We start from the raw sequence: 17,929 nt of genomic DNA, 5'->3' as shown, positions 1-17,929 counted from the left end.
AACTCCCATAAGTAAAACAGCTACAAAGCCCCTCCCTTATTTTCACATAATACATAAGGATATCCCAAATATCTCCAAGGCCAACAAAAGAACCTATCATCGCAGAAATGATAGGTTACTCCCTTGATTTTTATCTTTTATTGGTATTTTTACACATTAAATCCTATCATCAGTTTTATACCATTCATCAGACTTAGGTGGTAAAATAGTAAATATTAATGTAGTTACAAGTAAAATAGCTGCTACGACAAATGTTAAAATCAATTGATCAGCTGCACCATTATTAATAACATCAACCATTCCACCAATCCAAATTATTGATACAAAAATCGGTAAAATGTATTTAACAATAACTAACCACCATTTGTTTAGTTTTAATGATTTACTTCTATAATTCAAGAATTTAATAAGCTTTTCAGCATTAAATATCCATGCAAATACGATACATTCAGCTACAACACCTATTAAAATAGCTATTTGATTAATGAAAGTATCAACTACCCCTAGGAAGTTAGCACCAAATGCTGTTGCATAAATCATTGAAATACAAGCTCCAATAATACATAAAATTGTCATTGTTTTATGTCTAGACATTGCAAACTTATTTTGAATTGAAAAACTTAAAGGTTCAATTGTAGATAAAATACTTGTAAGACCTGCCAGGTAAACTGTAAAAAAGAACAAAGGCCCTAATATATATGCCCAATCACCTAAAACATTAAATACAGTAGGATAGGCAACAAATACTAAACCAGTTCCTTGTGTTACAAGCTCAGAAACAGCATTTCCAGATTGCAAAGACATATAACCTAAAATTGAAAACACGCCTAATGCTGCAAAATTTTCAAAAAGACAATTAGCAAATGCTATTGAAATAGTATTTGTAACTAAATCTGTGTCTTTTTTTGCATAACTTGCATATGTAAACGCGATAGACATTCCTAAACTTAAAGAGAATATAATTTGACCAAAAGCAGCCATCCATATTTTAAAATCTCCTAAAAGTGACCAATCAGGACTAAACAATTCAGCTAGTCCAATAGAAGCTCCAGGTAATGTAAGTGAAAAAACTACAATAATAATCATTATAATAAATAATAACGGAACTAATAATTTAGAAACTCTACCTAATCCAGCCTCTAAATCTTTATGAGAAATATACCATACTATTAGCCAACCTACAAGCATTGCAATAGCTATTAGTGGAATAAAAGTTAAAAATCCAGTCATAGAATCACTAGACTGCAATAATGTAGTTGAGAAATACAAATCTGGATTAGATCCCCATCCTTTAAAAAAACTTAAAATAACATAAATTCCATCCCAACCTAAAATAGTTGAGTAATAAATTAAAATCATAAATACAGCTACAGGTAGAAACCAACCTAAATACTCGCATCTTGAGTTAATTTTTGTTAATGCTTTTGCAAAAGAAGATTTGTAATTATATCCAACACCATATTCTAAAATTAAAAATGGAACACCCATAAGTAAAATAGCTACAATATAAGGAATATAAAAAGCTCCACCACCATTAGCATATAATACATAAGGATATCTCCAAATATTTCCAAGACCAACAGCAGAACCAATCATTGCTAAGAGAAATGATAAGTTACTACCCCATTCATTTTTATCTTTATTCGACATTTTTTCCATTTCCTATAATAAATATACAACCTATATATTAGATATTAAGTTAATAAAATACTTTTTAATTATAAAAAACAATGTGTAATAATTCATTTTTAAATAATAATTAATAATAAACAATATTATTAATAAAATATTTAAGAATATAACTAAAAAAATAATCAAAGTTATAACACTATAAGATTAATATTAATTTAAAAAAATATAATAAATATAAGTCTTAAAAATAGAAAATATAATATTTATAGAACTTGAAGGTAATTATAATGAAAAGACCTATTGTTGCAATTACAAGACCTCTTGATAGGGCAAGTCAAGCCTGTAAAATAGTTGAAGAATTGGGAGGTAGCTATATACAAGCACCCACTCTTGATTTAAAACCAGTTAATACAGACTCATTGAAATATTTAATAGCAAATAAGAATTCATTAGATTGGATTATTTTTACATCACCTACAACAATAGATTCCTTAAACTCATTTTATCCTGATTTTTTGGAAAATCTTGATTGCAAAGTTGCAGTTATTGGAAATAAAACTGGAAAATTAGTCGAAAAACAAGGTATAAAAATTGACTTAATGCCAAAGGATTTTACAGCAGAGGGACTTTTAGAAGAATTTGAAAAAAGAAATATTGCAAATAAAGTTATTGGGATTCCAAGAACTACTTCTGCTAGATCTACCCTTCCTAATGGACTTAAAAAGTTAGGAAATAAAATAATCTTAGCTGAAACTTATAAATCACTATTTCCAATGGATGATAAAAAAATAAAGGAATTACTTAGAAAAATTGAAAACTCAGAAATTGATGCAATTACTTTTACAAGTCCATTAACCGTTAAAAATTTCTTTAAAATAGTTAATGATAAAGAAAAAATTGCAAAATTACTTTCTGAAAATATATTAACCGTAAGTATTGGTCCAATTACTGCAAAAGTCCTTAAAAAATATAATGTAAAACATATTTATCCAGATACTTATACTGTAGAGGATATGATGAAATTATTATTTAATGTTTGGAGAGATGAAAATGGAAGATAAAATAAGTATTATTTTACCAATCTTCAATGTTGGTAGTCATCTTAGAGGAGGAATCGATTCTCTTATTAACCAAAGTATTGGAAATGAAAATTTAGAGATTATTATGGTTGATGATTGTTCTAGTGATGGCAGTAGCGAAATAATAGATGAATATAATGAAAAATATGATTGCTGTAAAGCCATACACTTAGAAGAAAATACTGGTGCAGCTAATGGTCCTCGTAACATTGGTATTGAAAATTCCACTGGAGATTATATAATGTTTTTAGATCCAGATGATAGATACACCTTAAATGCCTGTGAAAGATTATATAAATCCGTAGTTGAACATGATGCAGATATGGCATTTGGAAGATTTAGAAGAATTTTTACCTATGGTGAAAAGGTTCAAAAATCATATTCCCCCTATTTAGATGACCTAGAACATGCTTATCCTAATGAACACTTTGAAACAGCTAATTTTTTAAATGTTTCTGATTTTTTATGGGATAATGTTTTAGAGAAAGTATTATATGGCAAAGATATTGAAGTAACCTACAAAAGAGATGAAGTAATATCCGAAATATATGTTGATAATATTGAAAAAGAACCTGATTTATTAAAAATAGCTCCTTCTGTTTGGAGTAAAATCTATAAAAGAGAATTAATTATGGATAAAAATATACGATTCCAACCATATATCTCTGGAGATGATATGGCATTTACCTTAGAAACTCTCCTTAAAGCAAAGGGAATCGTATTTTTAAATAATTTCATGACTTATGATTATTATATTCGTGATTTACCTGATGATAAATCAATTACAAATAATGTAAATGTAAAACTATTAGCTGATTTAATGGATTCATACATTTACTGTAGAAAATGCACAGAAGGATTTTCAAAAGACATTAAAAATGTATCAATAAATCCACATTTATTATATTGGATGAATACCTGGAAAAATGCATCATTTACAAAAGAAGAAAACAGAATGTTACTTGAAAAAGTAAATGAACTTAAAAAAATACACAAAACAGATGTTAAAACTAAAATCTTATTGTCTTCAATGACAACTGCATTAGAATCTGTAATATACACATCAGGAGGTTAAAATAATGGATTTTGATTATGTAATTGTTGGAGCTGGACTTTCTGGCCTTACAATAGCTGAAAGAATTGCTAATGAGTTAGATGAAAAAGTACTAATTATTGAAAAACGTGACCACATTGGTGGAAATGTTTATGACTTTTATGAAAATGACCTATTAATACAAAAATACGGACCACATATATTCCACACTAAAGAAAAGAAAGTTTATGATTACCTTTCGCAATTTACAGAATGGATTGACTATGAACATGAAGTTTTAAGTTGTGTTGATGGAAAGCTTGTTCCGATGCCAATTTGTATTGATACATTAAATGCATTATATGACCTTGATTTAGATGAAAACTCAATGAAAGAATGGATTGATAAAAATAAAGAAGACATTGATGAGATAAAATCAAGCGAAGATGTTGTTTTAAAAAATGCAGGTCGAGACATTTACAATAAATTATTTAAAACCTACACTGAAAAACAATGGGGAACATCAGCAGCTGATTTAAGTCCATCAGTAATTTCAAGAATCCCATTTAGGTTCAACCATGATACAAGATATTTTGAAGATCCTTACCAAGGAATGCCAAAAGAAGGTTTTACAAAAATGTGTGAAAAAATGATTGAAAATGATAATATTAATGTAGGACTTAAATCCGATTATAAACAATACATTGACAAGATTAACTATGAAAAACTAATTTATACTGGCCCTATTGATTACTTTTACGATTATAAATACGGAGAACTATTATATAGATGTTTAAACTTCGTATATGATATTTTAGATACAGATTCCTATCAGGAAGTAGGTGTTGTTAACTATCCAAATCATCCGTACTTTACAAGGATTACTGAATTTAAAAAACTTACAGGACAAAATATAGATGGAAAAACAGCTATTATGAAAGAATATCCTGGATTTAATGGAGAATTATGTTATCCATACCCAACAGAAGAATATTTAGAAAAATTCAAATTATATGAAAATGAAATGGAAAAGGAAGAAAATGTAATCTTTGCTGGAAGATTAGCTAAGTATAAATATTATAATATGGATTTAGTTGTTAAAGATGCATTAGAAATCTTTGAAAATGAAATAAAATAAGATTTATTAGGAGATTTAATTATGATTTGTGTTTGGCCACAATATATTGATAAAAATCTAACTTTAAGCGAAGGTCGTAAAATCGCAAAAAAATATGCAGTTAAAGAACCAAGTCTCTCAGAAATTGAACATGCCCTAAAAAAACTCAAGCTTCCATATAATATTCAAAAAGAAAAATCATATCCTGGAAAATGGTACAAACATAGTGGAAGAATACTTGTCGAAAGTGACAAAACAAAACTAGATTTGTTAAAAGAAATTAGTTTAAAAGTTAAAGAAAAAAGAAAATGATTAAAATGGAAATACCACAATTAATGAGAGAACAATTCAAACAAGCAAAAGAAATTATTGATAAATCAAAAAATATTAAAGTTTATTCACATATTGATTGTGATGGTATTTGCTCAGGTGCAATATTATCCACACTCTTAGATAGGCAAAACAAAAAGCACGATATTGAATTTGTTAATTTAGATGTCTTAGATGACTTACCCCTAGATCATGAATTAACAATTTTTTCTGATTTGGGTTCTGGACAGGCCATTGATAAATATGCAAAAAAAGGTCAAAAAATTATTGTCTTAGACCACCACCCCCCTTTAAGAAATCTTGATTATAAAAATGATAAAGATTATACCTACCTTGAAATAAATCCTATGCATCATGGTATTGATGGATCATATGATGTTTGTGGAGGAGGATTATGTTATTTTTTAGCTAAAGAATATGAATATAAAGATTTAAGCTGGATTGGAGTTTTATCAGCTATTGGAGATATGCAAAATATGCAAACTGGACATTTTGAAGGTTTAAATAAAATTATCCAAAAAGATGCTATAAATGAAGGATATCTCGAATTACACGAATCAGATATTAATCTTTATGGTAGAAGCACAAGACCACTTTTTGTAGCTCTTTCTTACTTTAGTGATATAAAATTACCAATTACAAACAATAGAAATGAATCAATGGCTGTTTTAGAAGAGATAGGCATTGATGAAAAAAACAATCGAAGAACATTATCCCAATTAACACATGAAGAAAAAGGCAGATTATATGAAAAACTAGTTGAAATGCTATCTAAAGAACTTCCTGGAAAATATGTTCAATATATTCCAAGATTAATTATTGGAGATTCGTATACCTTTTTAAAAGAAGAAAAAGGAACTTTCCTACAAGACGGTTCTGAATTTTCGACAGCTATGAATGCATGTGGAAGAAACCAAAAAGAAGAGATAGCTCTAAAAGTTTTAAAAGGTAATAGAATAGATGGATTAGATGAGTTAAAATCAGTTAGTAAAAGTCATAAATATAACCTAGCAACATCAATGCAAAAAATAGTTGATGATGAAAATAATAAGATTGTCGAGTTAGAAAATCTTCAATATTTTAACGGTGGTGACATTAAATCTGAAATTATTGGAACAATCACAGGAATGATATTAGGTTATTGTAACTGGAAAAAACCAATTATAGGATTTACCTCAACTGAAAATGGTTTAAAAGTTTCACTTAGATGCTCAAAATTATTATCATACGATGGAATACATTTTGGAAATATTATTCGTGAAGTTGCTCAAGAAGTTGGAGGAGTTGGAGGAGGACATGCCATGGCATGTGGTGCATACATACCACATGACAAAAAAGATGAATTTATTGAAAAATTTAATAAAAAATTAATTGGAAAAATAGCAAACTAATTATATAATTATATACAATATAAATAATTAAATTATAATTAAAAGAGAGGAATGAATATCATGAAAGCTTTTAAAAAACGAGGAACATTGACTCACTTTCAAATTTTAAGCGAAATTTCTAAACAAGACCCTCATCTTAAACAAAAAGATTTAGCAAAAACTTTAGGAATTACAATACAGGCTGTTTCAGAAAACATAAAGACATTGACTGAAAGAGGTTACATAACCTCAAAAGATGGTAGATCTCCTTATAAAATAACTCAAAAAGGAATCGATAAAGTAAAAAAAGACGCAATTAGCTTAAGAAAATATTCTGATTCTGTTTTAGAAACAATGAATCATTATAAAACTATTTGGCCAGCTATTGCAGGTGAAGACCTTAAAAAAAATGATGTTGTTGGACTTTTTATGGATGATGGAATATTATATGCTCATAAAAAGGAAGAAAATGCTACTGGTGTCGTATTAGAAGATGCAATAAAAGATATGGATGTGTCATTAACTAATCTTACCGGAATCATCGACATGAGCGTTGGACATGTAACTGTAATAAATTTACCTCCAATTAAAAACGGTGGATCTAAAAACAGTGATTTTGAATTAATTAGAAATGTCTACGAAAATGGAGCTCGAAATGGTGAAAAAATTGATAAAGTAGCTATCGCAGGTACTGTTGCACGTGCAGTAGCTAATAAATTAGAACTACCAATAGATATTGAATTTGCAGCTCCACAATCTACAGCTAATGCAGCTCGTAAAGGTTTAAATGTTTTAGCTTTATGTGTTGGTGAAATGAGCAAATCATTTACTCGTGAACTTGAAAATGAAAAAATAAAATTTAATATTATTGATGGCGAAAAATAATTAAATTATTTTTCTCTTATCATTTTAAATAAAGCAGCAGCTATTTCTACACTATCCATACCACTAGATTCAACTACTTTTATATATTTTTTTAAATTATCATTGTAAATACTATTTTTAACATCGTCCATAAGGAAGTTATTTTTAATATTTTCTATCTCTTTAAATGAAGGAATATTTTTCTTGGTAATTTTATAATTAGTTCTTTTTTTTATATTTGAAAAATAGTGTGCTTCTTTTGGTGAAACTAAAGTAAATGCATAACCATTATTACCTGCTCTTGCTGTTCGACCAATTCTATGAATGTAATATTCCACATTTTGGGGAACATCATAATTAATAACCAAATCAATGTTCAATACATCAATCCCACGTGCAGCTACATCTGTTGCAACCAAAATATCAATATTTCCATTTCTAAATTTATTCATTACTTTGTCTCTAATTTTCTGAGTCATATCCCCATGAAGAGAGTCAACCGAATAATCCCTACGCCTCATATGTTTTACAACAAAATCTACTCTTTTTTTAGTATTACAAAAAATTAAAGAACGTTTAGGTTCATAAACATCAAGTAAACGAAGCATATCTTCTAATTTATCTCTTTCATCTGTTTTAAAAGAGAATTGTTTGATTTTTGGAATATTTTTCTTATTTTGTGATACTTTAATAAATTTAGGATTATGCTGATGCATTTTAGCTATTCTTTTTATTTCATCGGGCATTGTAGCTGAAAAAAGTAGAGTTTGTCTTTGTTTTGGAGTGTGTCTTAAAATAAGCTCAATATCTTCTCTAAACCCCATATTAAGCATTTCATCAGCTTCATCAAGAACAACACTATCAACACCAATTAAATTAAGGGAACCTCTCTCAATATGGTCAATAACACGTCCAGGAGTTCCAACTACAATATGAACCCCTTTATTTAAGACTCTAAGTTGACGTCCTATAGGTTGACCACCATAAACCGCTAAAATCTTAAGTTTATTAATATTTGCTCCAACCTTAGCAATTTCACCAGCTACTTGCATACATAACTCTCTAGTTGGACATAAAATAATAGCTTGAGGAGATTTATCTGGAATAAAAATTCTCTCTAAGATTGGAATTGAAAAAGCAACAGTTTTACCACTTCCAGTTTGGGCTTGACCTATAATATCTTTGCCTTTTAATGCTTCTGGAATAGCTAATTTTTGAATAGTTGTTGGTTTTTCAAAACCCATATTTTTAATAGCTTTTTTTATATTTTTAGATATTTTAAAATCATTAAAACTTTCATAACTCATTATAATACTATTTAAATTACAAAGTATTTAAAATAATTTAATCTGCTTAGTTTTATCCTTATTAGAAAATTTATTAACATATTCAAATATTTCCTGGGGATTATTCATTATTCCACTAATATTTGTTCTTTTAATAAATATTTCCATTAATTTTTTATTATTCGGACTTTGTATATTATAATCTAATGCATATCTTTTAGTGTATTTCTCTTTGAGGTTTGGAAAGTTTTCATCTAATTTTTTATAAAAATATTGTCTGTTTCCATCCCTTAAAGTCAAACCCATTCCAAAACATATGATGCCTTTAACATTTGACTGTGTAGCATAATCAATAATCTCGTTAATATTTTCCTCCGTATCATTAATAAATGGTAAAATTGGACACAACCAAATGATCGTAGGGATTTTTGCATTATTTAACTTTTTTAATACATGAACTCGCCTTTTTGTTGTTGCTACATTTGGTTCTAAAATTTTGCACAAATCTTCATCACTTGTTGTTAAAGTCATTTGAACTACAACTTTTGATTTTTCATTTATTTTTTTAAGCAAATCTAAGTCTCTTAAAATTAAATCAGATTTGGTAATACATGTAAAACCAAATCCATATTTATAAATTAATTCTAAAGAATTTCTAACATATTTTAACTCCTTTTCAATTGGAATATATGGATCACTCATTGAACCTATCCCAATCATGGTCTTTTTTCTTGTTTTAAGTGCTTTTTTGAGTAATTCAAGAGAATTTGCCTTAACTTCAATATCTTCAAATTTATGATTCATATTATAAACTTTACTTCTAGAATCACAATAAATGCAGCCATGACTACAACCCCTGTATAAATTCATTCCGTTTTTAGCTGACAAAATACTTTTTGAGTTAACATAGTGCATAGAAGTATTTTAAATTTTAAAATTTATAGTCCTTACTAAAATAAATAAACTATTTAATATTCAATCTCTAAAAATCAACATATGCAAAAGAAAATAATACAAGATTTAGGGAAGGAATACGACATTAAAAAGCATCCTAACATAAAAGGTGTACAAATAATTGAAGGTAAAAATAATTTCCCAATTAGTTGGCTTAATCAACAAGGATATTGTGAATACCAACTATATCTCCAATATGTAAAAGATATAAGAACCACACCAACCAAAGCTATGAAAGTTGGCACCTCCAAACATAACAAGTCAGAAAATAAATTTAAAAAAGATGCAACACCATCAACATTTAATGAATTTGTTGAAATATCAAAAAATGAGGAGGTTATTTCCCGTGAAATCCCAGTAATAGATCCTGAAAATGGAATTCGAGGATATATAGATGAAATTTGGATGATGCCTGATAAAATAGTTATAATCGATGATAAACCTGGAACAACACCATATAGTTCTACAATCAACCAAGTAAGGGCATACTGTCTAGCAATAAAAAACATGTTAAATGACTCAAGGAAAATTCAAGGGGCTCTAAGACAAAGAGGAACTAACAATATATTTTGGAGTGAAGAATTTAATCAAAAAGAAGAAAACACCATCAAATTTTTACTAAATAGAATGGATGGATTATTTAAAGGTTTAAAACCATTCATACCTACAAAAAATCCTAACAAATGCAAATCTTGCAGATATCAAAGTTACTGCGAACACTCCAAAAGTGTTTAAAAATAAAAAAAAAAGTTATAGATTATATTTACGCTCATCAACAACAATAGTTTTAGTTATTGAGTTAAATAATCTATCTTCACGAGTAAAAATAAAACCTAATACTAAATCAAAAAGTATTGGTATCCAAAACAATTTAGTTAGATTACGTACAATTGCCTGTGCCCATGAAATCTTAGCACCATTCTTTGATCTAACCTGAATATACATTAAAGCTTTACCAACAGTAGAACCTTTAAATTTTTCCAATATTACGAAATAAAAGAATACTAAAAAAGGTACTACATATATAAAGTAAGAATAAACCTTATAAGTTTCATAAGGATTTATTATTAAGTACATCAAATAAGATACAATCCACATAATTGCTGAGACTACAAAAAAATCAGCAACATATGCAATAACTCTTCTTGAAAATATATTAGCCACAATACCACCTTAACAAACACGAGGAACAGGATCAGCTATTGGAGCTTCAAGGATTCTTTCACCACCAATTGGAGTCTTAACAATAACATATTCCCCCTCAACAACTTCTCCAATAATAGCTGCATCTTCACCATATTTCTCATTTTTAATAACTTTAAGAACATCCCGAGCCTTATCAGCTTTAACTCCCATTACAACTTTTCCCTCATTTGCTACTTCAAAAGGATCGATTCCAAGCATTTCTGAAACAGCATGAACTTCTGGCCTAATTGGAATTGCATCTTGCTCTAATACAACACCTACACCAGATTTAGAAGCCATTTCATTAATAGCATTAGCAAATCCACCACGAGTAGGATCCTTCATAGCTGTAATGCCACCAATTTCCAAAGATTCCTTAATTATATTCCACATAGGAGCAACATCAGACTTTAAATCAGTTTCAAAACCAAAACCTTCTCTAAAAGACATTAAACTCATTCCATGATCTCCTAAGCTACCAGTGATGATAATTTTATCACCTACTTCTAAAGTTGAATCACAAACAATTTCACCTTTTTTAGCTATTCCAATACCCGTGGTAACCATTACAATACCTTCAAGCTTATCATTAGGCATTACCTTTGTATCACCAGTAATTACTGCAACATCTACCTCTTCACAAGCTTCATTTAAAGATCTCATAATCCTATCCAAATCATCTATTGGAAAGCCTTCCTGCATAATAATTGCATTAGAAATAGCTAGTGGGCGAGCACCCATTACAGAAACATCATTAATTGTTCCACATGCAGATATTCTACCAATATCTCCACCAGGGAAAAATAAAGGATCGATTGTATGACCATCTGTTGTAAAAACTATCTCATAATCATCAATAGGAATAGTAGCCCCATCATCTAAGGCATCTAAACTAATACCACCATTGACACTTTTTTTAGTGATATTATCTAATACTGTACTAGCGATTAAATTAGCCATTACTTCACCACCAGCACCATGATTCATACTAATTTTATCTTCTGACATTATATCTCCTAAAAATAATAATTATGGAATATATATGTAAAAACAAGTATATTAAAAATTAAAAAAAGAGAGAATTTAAAGAAAAGTATCTTTAAATAAAAATTCCGTTAATAACACCATCTTGACCAGGTCTTGATGTTACTTTAACATTACCTTCAGCAGTTTCTACAACAGCACCTTTTGTAATGATGTTTCTTCTAACATAGTTAGGATTTGCAGAGTTTTCAACTACATTATAAATATCTAATACTTTAGTATTGCCTTCATCATCAGTTACATTAACTTTATTACCAGTAGCTAATCTAAGTTTTTCGTTTCCACCACGAGTTCTAATTTTTCTTAATTTTTTTGCATCTAATCTAGTTTCTGCAGGATCCCTACCTAATTCAGATTTCCTTTTTCCACGGTTAGCAACATTTCTTGCACCAGATGGGCTCCTAGTTGATTTTCCTTGAGAAATTGCCATTATTTCACCTAATAAATATAATTAATTAATAATCGCAGTCAATAAGTCTCTTTTCGTTAAATTGTTGGACAAGAAAAATAACAATTAAACTTTTGAGAGCAAAAAAGAGTCTTAAAGAATAATGATAATAAATTATTAATTTATCATCATATATAAATGTTTTACTTTTGGCACACGAACACTAATATAAAGTAAACATCATTAATTCTTACCAGATTTATTATTTAATATGAATTCATCAACTATTTTATCAAATTCTTCTTCAGTAATGTTTTCATCACTAGATGCATCTAAAATTTTTTGAATATCAATTTCTGAAATGTTATTTCCAAGTAATTCAACTAATAACTCCCTTAAGTCATTATCATCGATATATGCTTCCTTACTTGCATCTAAAATTGATGCTAAATTATCATCATTCATAATATAGTAGGGGATATTCATTTCATGATTAATCATGTTACACCCACTTAATCTTCATCATCTCCAGCATATTCATAATAAACAATGTCATAGGGATCATCGTCATCATAATATTCAAATGGATAATTTACATCATCATCATTATCAAATTCATAATTAGAACCATCACTATCTACTTGAACTACAATTTCAATAGGTTGACCCTCATTTAGTCCGTCAACATCGATATAATCATCCAATGGAATAACAATATCTTCATCAGCATCTTCAGGTATTTCAATGACCATTTCTGCATCATCATTTTCAACATCATTCATTAAAATATCTTTAGAATCATCCATAAGTTCGATAGAATTATTAGAAGCATCACTTTTAAGTAAATAACCCTTAGCAAATAATTCTTCAGCATCTAACCCACAAAAAGGGCAAATAAAACTACCTTTTATTAATTTGCCTCCGCAAGAAGGACAATAATCAATTTTAACCATATTATATTAACTCCAATAATAAACTGATAAATACAATATATTATTATATTTTAAAAGTATTATTTAAAGATTATACTGAATTGTCAATTATAATATTGGAATTGGATATGTTGTGAGTATTTCTAGTTTTAAAAGAATGGCTTTTTAAATCATCAATAAAAAGATTGAAATGAACAAAAAGAGCATTACAATCAATTATTATTTTTATGTTTGAATATTTAAGCTCTTCTTTTGAAGTGTTTAAAACTTCAGATGCATTTTCTATAAAAATTGAAGAAGGATATTTATTTTTATCTAAATTTAAAAAAACATTATTTGAAATGGCATAACTTAACAAATACCCTTTTGTACCTTCAATTTTACCAACAAATCTATCATTTATTTCATCATAGCTAGAAACTAATTTTTTTAATTTCATAATATCAAACCTCTAATAGTATTTTAGATTGTTTAACATATATAAATCACCCAAGAGCATTAAAAAAGTAATAAAAATTATTATTAAGATAAATAAAGTCATTCTAAAGCAATAATATTAAAATAAATTAAAAAAATTGATTTTATATCCAACAACATAAACTATATTATATTAAAAGAAAATATTTTAATTAATAGATAAAAATGGTGCCTGAATTGATTGAAGAGACAAAAGAACAATTAGAACTTGAAGCTGAAATTAAAGCACAAGCTCAAAAATTTATAAAATATCTTAACTCCACACTTCCCGAAGGTATGGAATTAGAATATGAAGGTTTCTACAGACGAGGATTTTTTGTAAGTAAGAAACGATATGCTGTAATCGAAGATGGAGAAATTATAGCTAAAGGATTAGAGTTAGTAAGAAGAGATTGGGCACCTATTGTTAAAAATACTCAAGAATCTGTTTTAATGGCTATTTTAAAAGAAGGTAATTCTGATAAAGCTATTGAAGCTGTTAAAAAAGTTTTAAAAAGAATTAGGAAAGGAGAAGTTGATAAAAAAGAGCTTATTATACACACACAAATTACTAAACAACTTGACCAATACAAACAGGTTGGACCTCATGTAGTAGCTGCAAAGAGAATCGAAGAACATGGCATTAAAATATCCCGTGGAACGATTATACAATATATAATCGTTAAAGGGAAAGGTTCTATTAGTCAACGTGCAGTTCCTTATGATTATAGTGAAGGATACGAATATGACAAGGATTACTATATTCATCATCAATTAATTCCAGCTGTTGGAAGAATTATGGGACCTCTTGGATATTCTAAAAAAGATTTGGAAGACATGGCAGTTGGAGAGGTACAACAAAGTTTAGATGCTTTTTTTTAAATTTCTTAAACTATAAATAACACAAGATTTATATTCTTATAGTGATGATAACCACTAAAAAAGATAGTGATCGTGTTGTTTTCTTTGATGTAGATGATACATTGCTTGATACTTCAGCATTTGCTGAAACTGCAAGACGAGCTGCACTAGAATTAATGGTAGATAATGGATTACCCCTTGATAAAGACGAAGCATACGGTGTTTTAAAAACAATTATCAGAGAAAGAGGTTCAAATTATGGAAAACACTTTAATGTACTAACAAAAGTTGTTTTAGGTCATGAAGATCCAATGCTTATAGCATTAGGAATGATTACTTACCATAATGTTAAAATGGCATTGTTACGTCCATTTGCACAAACTATTGATACATTAATTTATCTTAAAAGTCAAGGATATCGTTTAGCTGTTATATCTAATGGAATTACAATCAAACAATGGGAAAAATTAGTTAGACTTAACATATATCAATTTTTTGACGCCGTGATAACTTCAGAAGAAGTAGGTAAGAAAAAACCAGATAAACTAATTTACGATGTAGCTCTTAGAAAAATGCAAGGAAATCCTGATAAATCCATTATGATTGGAAATAAATTTAAAGAAGATGCATTAGGAGCCGTTAATGCTGGAATGAGTGCCATTCTTGTTAATTCAGATATTATTGAAGAAGACCGAGATTACATTAAAAAAGAGCAATTAGATATTACAATAATTGAAAATATCGGTGATGTTAATAAAATATTATAATCACTAAAAATTTAAAAATCAAGTTCTAGAGTTATTGGACAGTGGTCTGAACCAAATATATCATTTAAAATTTTAGCTGATTTTACTTTGTTTTTTATTTCTTCATTGACATAAAAATAATCTAATCTCCAACCAGCGTTTCTATCTCTTGCACGGGTTCTATAACTCCACCAAGTAAAATTATTTTCACCTTCATCAAACATCCTAAAAGTATCTACAAAACCAGCTTTTTCCATCTCATCAAGCCAAGCTCGCTCCTCTGGAAGATAACCAGATTTTCCTTCACAATTTTTAGGATTATAAACATCAATTGGATGATGAGCAATATTATAGTCTCCAGTAATAACTAAGTTTTCACCTTGATTTTTTAAATCCAAAAGCAAATCAAGTAAAGTATTACAAAATTCAACTTTAAAATCTAATCTTTTTGCATTCATTCCACTATTAGGGAAATAAATATTAAAAAGAGTAAAATTAGGATATTTTAGTCTCAAAACCCTTCCTTCACTATCGAGCTTTGAATTTCCCAATCCTTTTATAACTTCAACAGGTTTCTCTTTAGAAAAGGTTCCAACTCCACTATACCCTTTCTTATCAGCTTCATTAAAATGAGAATGAAATCCATCAACATCACTTAATTTACTTGGAATATCACTACTACTAGCCCTTATCTCTTGAAAATTAATGATATCTGCATCAGTATTATAAAACCAATCCCAAAACTCATCTTTTTTACTTACAGCCCTAATTCCATTTACATTCCAAGAAACTAGCTTTACACTCATTATAACTGAACTCCTTCATTAAGTGGTAATTCACGAAGCCATTTAATATCACTTTTATAAAGCATGCGAATGTCAGAAACATCGTATCTTATCATGGCTAATCTTTCAATGCCTAAACCAAAAGCTAGTGCAGGTTGATTGATACCTAGTGGTTTTAATACTTCTGGCCTAAACATTCCAGAACCGCCAAGTTCAATCCAACTTTGCTTATCTTCTAAGTAAACCTCACACTCTGTTGATAAGTAAGTATATGGGAAATAAGCAGGTCTGAATCTAACTTCAAATCCTAGTTGTTTATAAAATTCCTTTAAAATACCTAAAAGATTCCTGTAACTAACATCTTCACCACAAACAAGACCTTCCACCTGATGAAATTCAGGCAAATGCTTATAATCAAAAGTTTCCCTTCTAAATACTCGACCAACTGAAAACATTTTCATTGGAGGTTCGTGAGTAAACAAGTGTTTAGTTGAAATTCCAGTAGTGTGAGTTCTTAAAACACTTTGACGAGCAATATTCTCATCCCAATCATACTGCCAACCAGTAGACCCTGTATCACCACCATCTTCATGAACCTGTGAAGTTAATTCAACTACCTCACTATCAGGTAAATCGCAAGTAAGTGGATTTTTAACATAAAATGTATCTTGCATTTCACGAGCCGCATGATCCTGAGGTTGGAATAGTGAATCAAAGTTCCAAAAAGCAGATTCTAAAATATCACCATTATCTTCATCAAAGCCTAAATTAAAAAAGATTTCTCTTATCTCATCAATAATTATTCTCAAAGGATGTTTTTTACCTGGAAAAACAATTGGTGCTTCAGCTGTAATATCATAAGGACGATATTGTAAATTTTTCCATTCTCCATCTTTTAATTGCTGGTGTGTTAATTGAGTAGCTTGTTTTTGAATTGTGAAACCCTCGTTTAAAATAGCTTCACCTTTTTCTAAAATTTTAAAAGAATGTGAGGTGTTCTTTTTAATATTTAAAATATTTTTTCTATCATTTAACTTTTTAAAACCATCTAATAAATCAGCACTTAATTCATCTTTAATTTGGTTTTTCTTATCTTTAAGGTGATTTAATAACTCTTCATCATCTCCCAACTTACCTGAAAAATCACGACCAAAATCAGTTATACTAACAATGCCTTTATCGATTTTAGCCCAATTTTTACGAACTAACCAACCAATAGCTATATTTGTTTCTTTTTTATCTAAATTAGCTGCATCAGCTAGTTCTTTCATGGCCAAATGCTGTTTTTCAACCAGTACACCTAAGATTTTACGCTCAGGTAGTCCTCTATCAGCATATTTAATACCATTATCTGTTAAAGAGATTATTTCATCTACATCTTTTTTAACTTCAATAATATCTTTTGAAGCAAGCGAACCAGCCGCACTCATAACTGATTTAATGTCCATGCCTGTTTTTTTAGCTATATCTTCAGGAGTGCTATTAATATTTGATTCTAATTCTTTTAATAATCGTTTTTCATAAATATGTAATTCATTAATGGTTTTTTTAACATCCTCACTCATTTAAACACCATAATTATAATTAATAACAGTACAATATTTGTTAAAAAACATTAATAAATATAATGTAAAATGGCACTTTCAAAAACTTAATGATAGATTATTTTTAGCTTTAAATTAAGCAAAATAACATCTAATATCTGAAAAAAATTTTTTATTTTATTTTAACCCCTTCATGAATTAACCTAATAAAATTAATGTAAATAAAAAATTCATCTGAAATAATAAAAATTAAACATGATGAAAGCTTTTTAAAGACTTAAAATTAAGCATATATCCATATATTTTAAAAATATAAACATACA

Annotated in this window: 20 protein-coding genes; 9 read left to right on the top strand and 11 right to left on the bottom strand. The window is 28.6% G+C overall.

Going from position 1 to position 17,929, the window contains the following annotated elements; genetic code table 11:
* Window positions 1–156 precede the first annotated feature (156 nt).
* Complete coding sequence (locus MBORA_RS04620) at window positions 157–1,650, bottom strand: sodium-dependent transporter (RefSeq protein ID WP_063720303.1); 1,494 nt, start codon at window positions 1,648–1,650, stop codon at window positions 157–159.
* Between the two features lie 269 nt (window positions 1,651–1,919).
* Between MBORA_RS04620 and MBORA_RS04615 the strand changes: the two genes are divergently transcribed.
* Genes MBORA_RS04615 through MBORA_RS04590 form a run of 6 tightly spaced genes read left to right on the top strand, consistent with a single transcriptional unit; the run spans window position 1,920 to window position 7,446 of the window.
* Complete coding sequence (locus tag MBORA_RS04615; protein WP_042693997.1) at window positions 1,920–2,693, top strand: uroporphyrinogen-III synthase; 774 nt, start codon at window positions 1,920–1,922, stop codon at window positions 2,691–2,693.
* Entirely contained in the window at window positions 2,683–3,786 is a 1,104-nt protein-coding gene (locus tag MBORA_RS04610) for a glycosyltransferase family 2 protein (protein ID WP_042693998.1), read from the top strand. The genes MBORA_RS04615 and MBORA_RS04610 overlap by 11 nt, the downstream gene beginning before the upstream one ends.
* 4 nt (window positions 3,787–3,790) lie before the next feature.
* Window positions 3,791–4,882, top strand: coding sequence for a UDP-galactopyranose mutase (gene glf / locus MBORA_RS04605; RefSeq protein ID WP_042693999.1), 1,092 nt, complete (start codon window positions 3,791–3,793; stop codon window positions 4,880–4,882).
* 21 nt (window positions 4,883–4,903) lie between these two features.
* The gene (locus MBORA_RS04600) at window positions 4,904–5,173 is read left to right on the top strand and encodes a signal recognition particle subunit SRP19/SEC65 family protein (protein WP_042694000.1); all 270 of its coding nucleotides are present in this window, start codon (window positions 4,904–4,906) and stop codon (window positions 5,171–5,173) included.
* 5 nt (window positions 5,174–5,178) lie between these two features.
* Window positions 5,179–6,582: a single-stranded-DNA-specific exonuclease RecJ gene (recJ, locus tag MBORA_RS04595; protein ID WP_231475954.1), complete on the top strand. Its 1,404-nt coding sequence runs from the start codon at window positions 5,179–5,181 to the stop codon at window positions 6,580–6,582.
* A gap of 60 nt (window positions 6,583–6,642) precedes the next feature.
* Window positions 6,643–7,446 carry a DUF7839 domain-containing protein gene (locus MBORA_RS04590; protein ID WP_063720314.1) on the top strand — a complete coding sequence of 268 codons (804 nt, stop codon included), beginning with the start codon at window positions 6,643–6,645 and terminating at the stop codon, window positions 7,444–7,446.
* A 5-nt stretch (window positions 7,447–7,451) separates the two neighbouring features.
* Here MBORA_RS04590 and MBORA_RS04585 read toward each other — a convergent pair whose 3' ends face one another.
* Together MBORA_RS04585 and MBORA_RS04580 are read right to left on the bottom strand one after the other, a co-directional pair.
* Window positions 7,452–8,732 (bottom strand): DEAD/DEAH box helicase, encoded by a 1,281-nt coding sequence (locus MBORA_RS04585; protein ID WP_063720302.1) that lies wholly within the window; start codon window positions 8,730–8,732, stop codon window positions 7,452–7,454.
* A gap of 27 nt (window positions 8,733–8,759) precedes the next feature.
* The gene (locus MBORA_RS04580) at window positions 8,760–9,581 is read right to left on the bottom strand and encodes an SPL family radical SAM protein (protein ID WP_248845832.1); all 822 of its coding nucleotides are present in this window, start codon (window positions 9,579–9,581) and stop codon (window positions 8,760–8,762) included.
* Between the two features lie 126 nt (window positions 9,582–9,707).
* Between MBORA_RS04580 and MBORA_RS04575 the strand changes: the two genes are divergently transcribed.
* Window positions 9,708–10,400 (top strand): CRISPR-associated protein Cas4, encoded by a 693-nt coding sequence (locus MBORA_RS04575; RefSeq protein ID WP_042694005.1) that lies wholly within the window; start codon window positions 9,708–9,710, stop codon window positions 10,398–10,400.
* A gap of 15 nt (window positions 10,401–10,415) precedes the next feature.
* On the opposite strand, the gene MBORA_RS04570 is transcribed toward MBORA_RS04575, so the two are convergent.
* From MBORA_RS04570 to MBORA_RS10555, 6 genes are all read right to left on the bottom strand, one after another.
* Window positions 10,416–10,829: an RDD family protein gene (locus MBORA_RS04570; protein WP_042694007.1), complete on the bottom strand. Its 414-nt coding sequence runs from the start codon at window positions 10,827–10,829 to the stop codon at window positions 10,416–10,418.
* Between the two features lie 9 nt (window positions 10,830–10,838).
* A complete protein-coding gene (hypE, locus tag MBORA_RS04565; protein ID WP_042694009.1) occupies window positions 10,839–11,858 on the bottom strand; it encodes a hydrogenase expression/formation protein HypE in 1,020 nt (339 codons plus the stop codon).
* Between the two features lie 91 nt (window positions 11,859–11,949).
* A complete protein-coding gene (locus MBORA_RS04560; protein WP_042694011.1) occupies window positions 11,950–12,324 on the bottom strand; it encodes a 30S ribosomal protein S8e in 375 nt (124 codons plus the stop codon).
* A gap of 201 nt (window positions 12,325–12,525) precedes the next feature.
* Window positions 12,526–12,783, bottom strand: coding sequence for a hypothetical protein (locus tag MBORA_RS04555; protein ID WP_042694013.1), 258 nt, complete (start codon window positions 12,781–12,783; stop codon window positions 12,526–12,528).
* 11 nt (window positions 12,784–12,794) lie between these two features.
* A complete protein-coding gene (locus tag MBORA_RS04550; RefSeq protein WP_042694015.1) occupies window positions 12,795–13,235 on the bottom strand; it encodes a hypothetical protein in 441 nt (146 codons plus the stop codon).
* A 70-nt stretch (window positions 13,236–13,305) separates the two neighbouring features.
* Window positions 13,306–13,653 (bottom strand): hypothetical protein, encoded by a 348-nt coding sequence (locus MBORA_RS10555; RefSeq protein ID WP_063720301.1) that lies wholly within the window; start codon window positions 13,651–13,653, stop codon window positions 13,306–13,308.
* Between the two features lie 215 nt (window positions 13,654–13,868).
* Between MBORA_RS10555 and MBORA_RS04540 the strand changes: the two genes are divergently transcribed.
* Together MBORA_RS04540 and MBORA_RS04535 are read left to right on the top strand one after the other, a co-directional pair.
* On the top strand, window positions 13,869–14,552 hold the full coding sequence (locus tag MBORA_RS04540) for a DNA polymerase domain-containing protein (protein ID WP_063720313.1): 684 nt from the start codon (window positions 13,869–13,871) through the stop codon (window positions 14,550–14,552).
* Window positions 14,553–14,596: 44 nt separating this feature from the next.
* Window positions 14,597–15,298 carry a TIGR02253 family HAD-type hydrolase gene (locus tag MBORA_RS04535; RefSeq protein WP_042694019.1) on the top strand — a complete coding sequence of 234 codons (702 nt, stop codon included), beginning with the start codon at window positions 14,597–14,599 and terminating at the stop codon, window positions 15,296–15,298.
* Between the two features lie 11 nt (window positions 15,299–15,309).
* On the opposite strand, the gene MBORA_RS04530 is transcribed toward MBORA_RS04535, so the two are convergent.
* On the bottom strand, window positions 15,310–16,083 hold the full coding sequence (locus tag MBORA_RS04530; protein ID WP_063720300.1) for an exodeoxyribonuclease III: 774 nt from the start codon (window positions 16,081–16,083) through the stop codon (window positions 15,310–15,312).
* Window positions 16,083–17,627, bottom strand: a complete 1,545-nt coding sequence (pheS, locus tag MBORA_RS04525; RefSeq protein ID WP_063720299.1) for a phenylalanine--tRNA ligase subunit alpha — start codon at window positions 17,625–17,627, stop codon at window positions 16,083–16,085. The genes MBORA_RS04530 and pheS overlap by 1 nt, the downstream gene beginning before the upstream one ends.
* Window positions 17,628–17,929: the final 302 nt, after the last annotated feature.

Origin of the sequence: Methanobrevibacter oralis (genome assembly GCF_001639275.1) — an archaeon.
GTDB lineage: Archaea > Methanobacteriota > Methanobacteria > Methanobacteriales > Methanobacteriaceae > Methanocatella > Methanocatella oralis.
This window is presented reverse-complemented; position numbering and strand designations above follow the sequence as displayed.

Bases quoted from the DNA above. Each gene is read 5' to 3' on its own strand.
- MBORA_RS04620 (WP_063720303.1), bottom strand. From the start codon at position 1,650: ATGTCGAATAAAGATAAAAATGAATGGGGTAGTAACTTATCATTTCTC.
- MBORA_RS04615 (WP_042693997.1), top strand. From the start codon at position 1,920: ATGAAAAGACCTATTGTTGCAATTACAAGACCTCTTGATAGGGCAAGT.
- MBORA_RS04610 (WP_042693998.1), top strand. From the start codon at position 2,683: ATGGAAGATAAAATAAGTATTATTTTACCAATCTTCAATGTTGGTAGT.
- glf (WP_042693999.1), top strand. From the start codon at position 3,791: ATGGATTTTGATTATGTAATTGTTGGAGCTGGACTTTCTGGCCTTACA.
- MBORA_RS04600 (WP_042694000.1), top strand. From the start codon at position 4,904: ATGATTTGTGTTTGGCCACAATATATTGATAAAAATCTAACTTTAAGC.
- recJ (WP_231475954.1), top strand. From the start codon at position 5,179: ATGGAAATACCACAATTAATGAGAGAACAATTCAAACAAGCAAAAGAA.
- MBORA_RS04590 (WP_063720314.1), top strand. From the start codon at position 6,643: ATGAAAGCTTTTAAAAAACGAGGAACATTGACTCACTTTCAAATTTTA.
- MBORA_RS04585 (WP_063720302.1), bottom strand. From the start codon at position 8,732: ATGAGTTATGAAAGTTTTAATGATTTTAAAATATCTAAAAATATAAAA.
- MBORA_RS04580 (WP_248845832.1), bottom strand. From the start codon at position 9,581: ATGAATTTATACAGGGGTTGTAGTCATGGCTGCATTTATTGTGATTCT.
- MBORA_RS04575 (WP_042694005.1), top strand. From the start codon at position 9,708: ATGCAAAAGAAAATAATACAAGATTTAGGGAAGGAATACGACATTAAA.
- hypE (WP_042694009.1), bottom strand. From the start codon at position 11,858: ATGTCAGAAGATAAAATTAGTATGAATCATGGTGCTGGTGGTGAAGTA.
- MBORA_RS04560 (WP_042694011.1), bottom strand. From the start codon at position 12,324: ATGGCAATTTCTCAAGGAAAATCAACTAGGAGCCCATCTGGTGCAAGA.
- MBORA_RS04555 (WP_042694013.1), bottom strand. From the start codon at position 12,783: ATGATTAATCATGAAATGAATATCCCCTACTATATTATGAATGATGAT.
- MBORA_RS04550 (WP_042694015.1), bottom strand. From the start codon at position 13,235: ATGGTTAAAATTGATTATTGTCCTTCTTGCGGAGGCAAATTAATAAAA.
- MBORA_RS10555 (WP_063720301.1), bottom strand. From the start codon at position 13,653: ATGAAATTAAAAAAATTAGTTTCTAGCTATGATGAAATAAATGATAGA.
- MBORA_RS04535 (WP_042694019.1), top strand. From the start codon at position 14,597: ATGATAACCACTAAAAAAGATAGTGATCGTGTTGTTTTCTTTGATGTA.
- MBORA_RS04530 (WP_063720300.1), bottom strand. From the start codon at position 16,083: ATGAGTGTAAAGCTAGTTTCTTGGAATGTAAATGGAATTAGGGCTGTA.
- pheS (WP_063720299.1), bottom strand. From the start codon at position 17,627: ATGAGTGAGGATGTTAAAAAAACCATTAATGAATTACATATTTATGAA.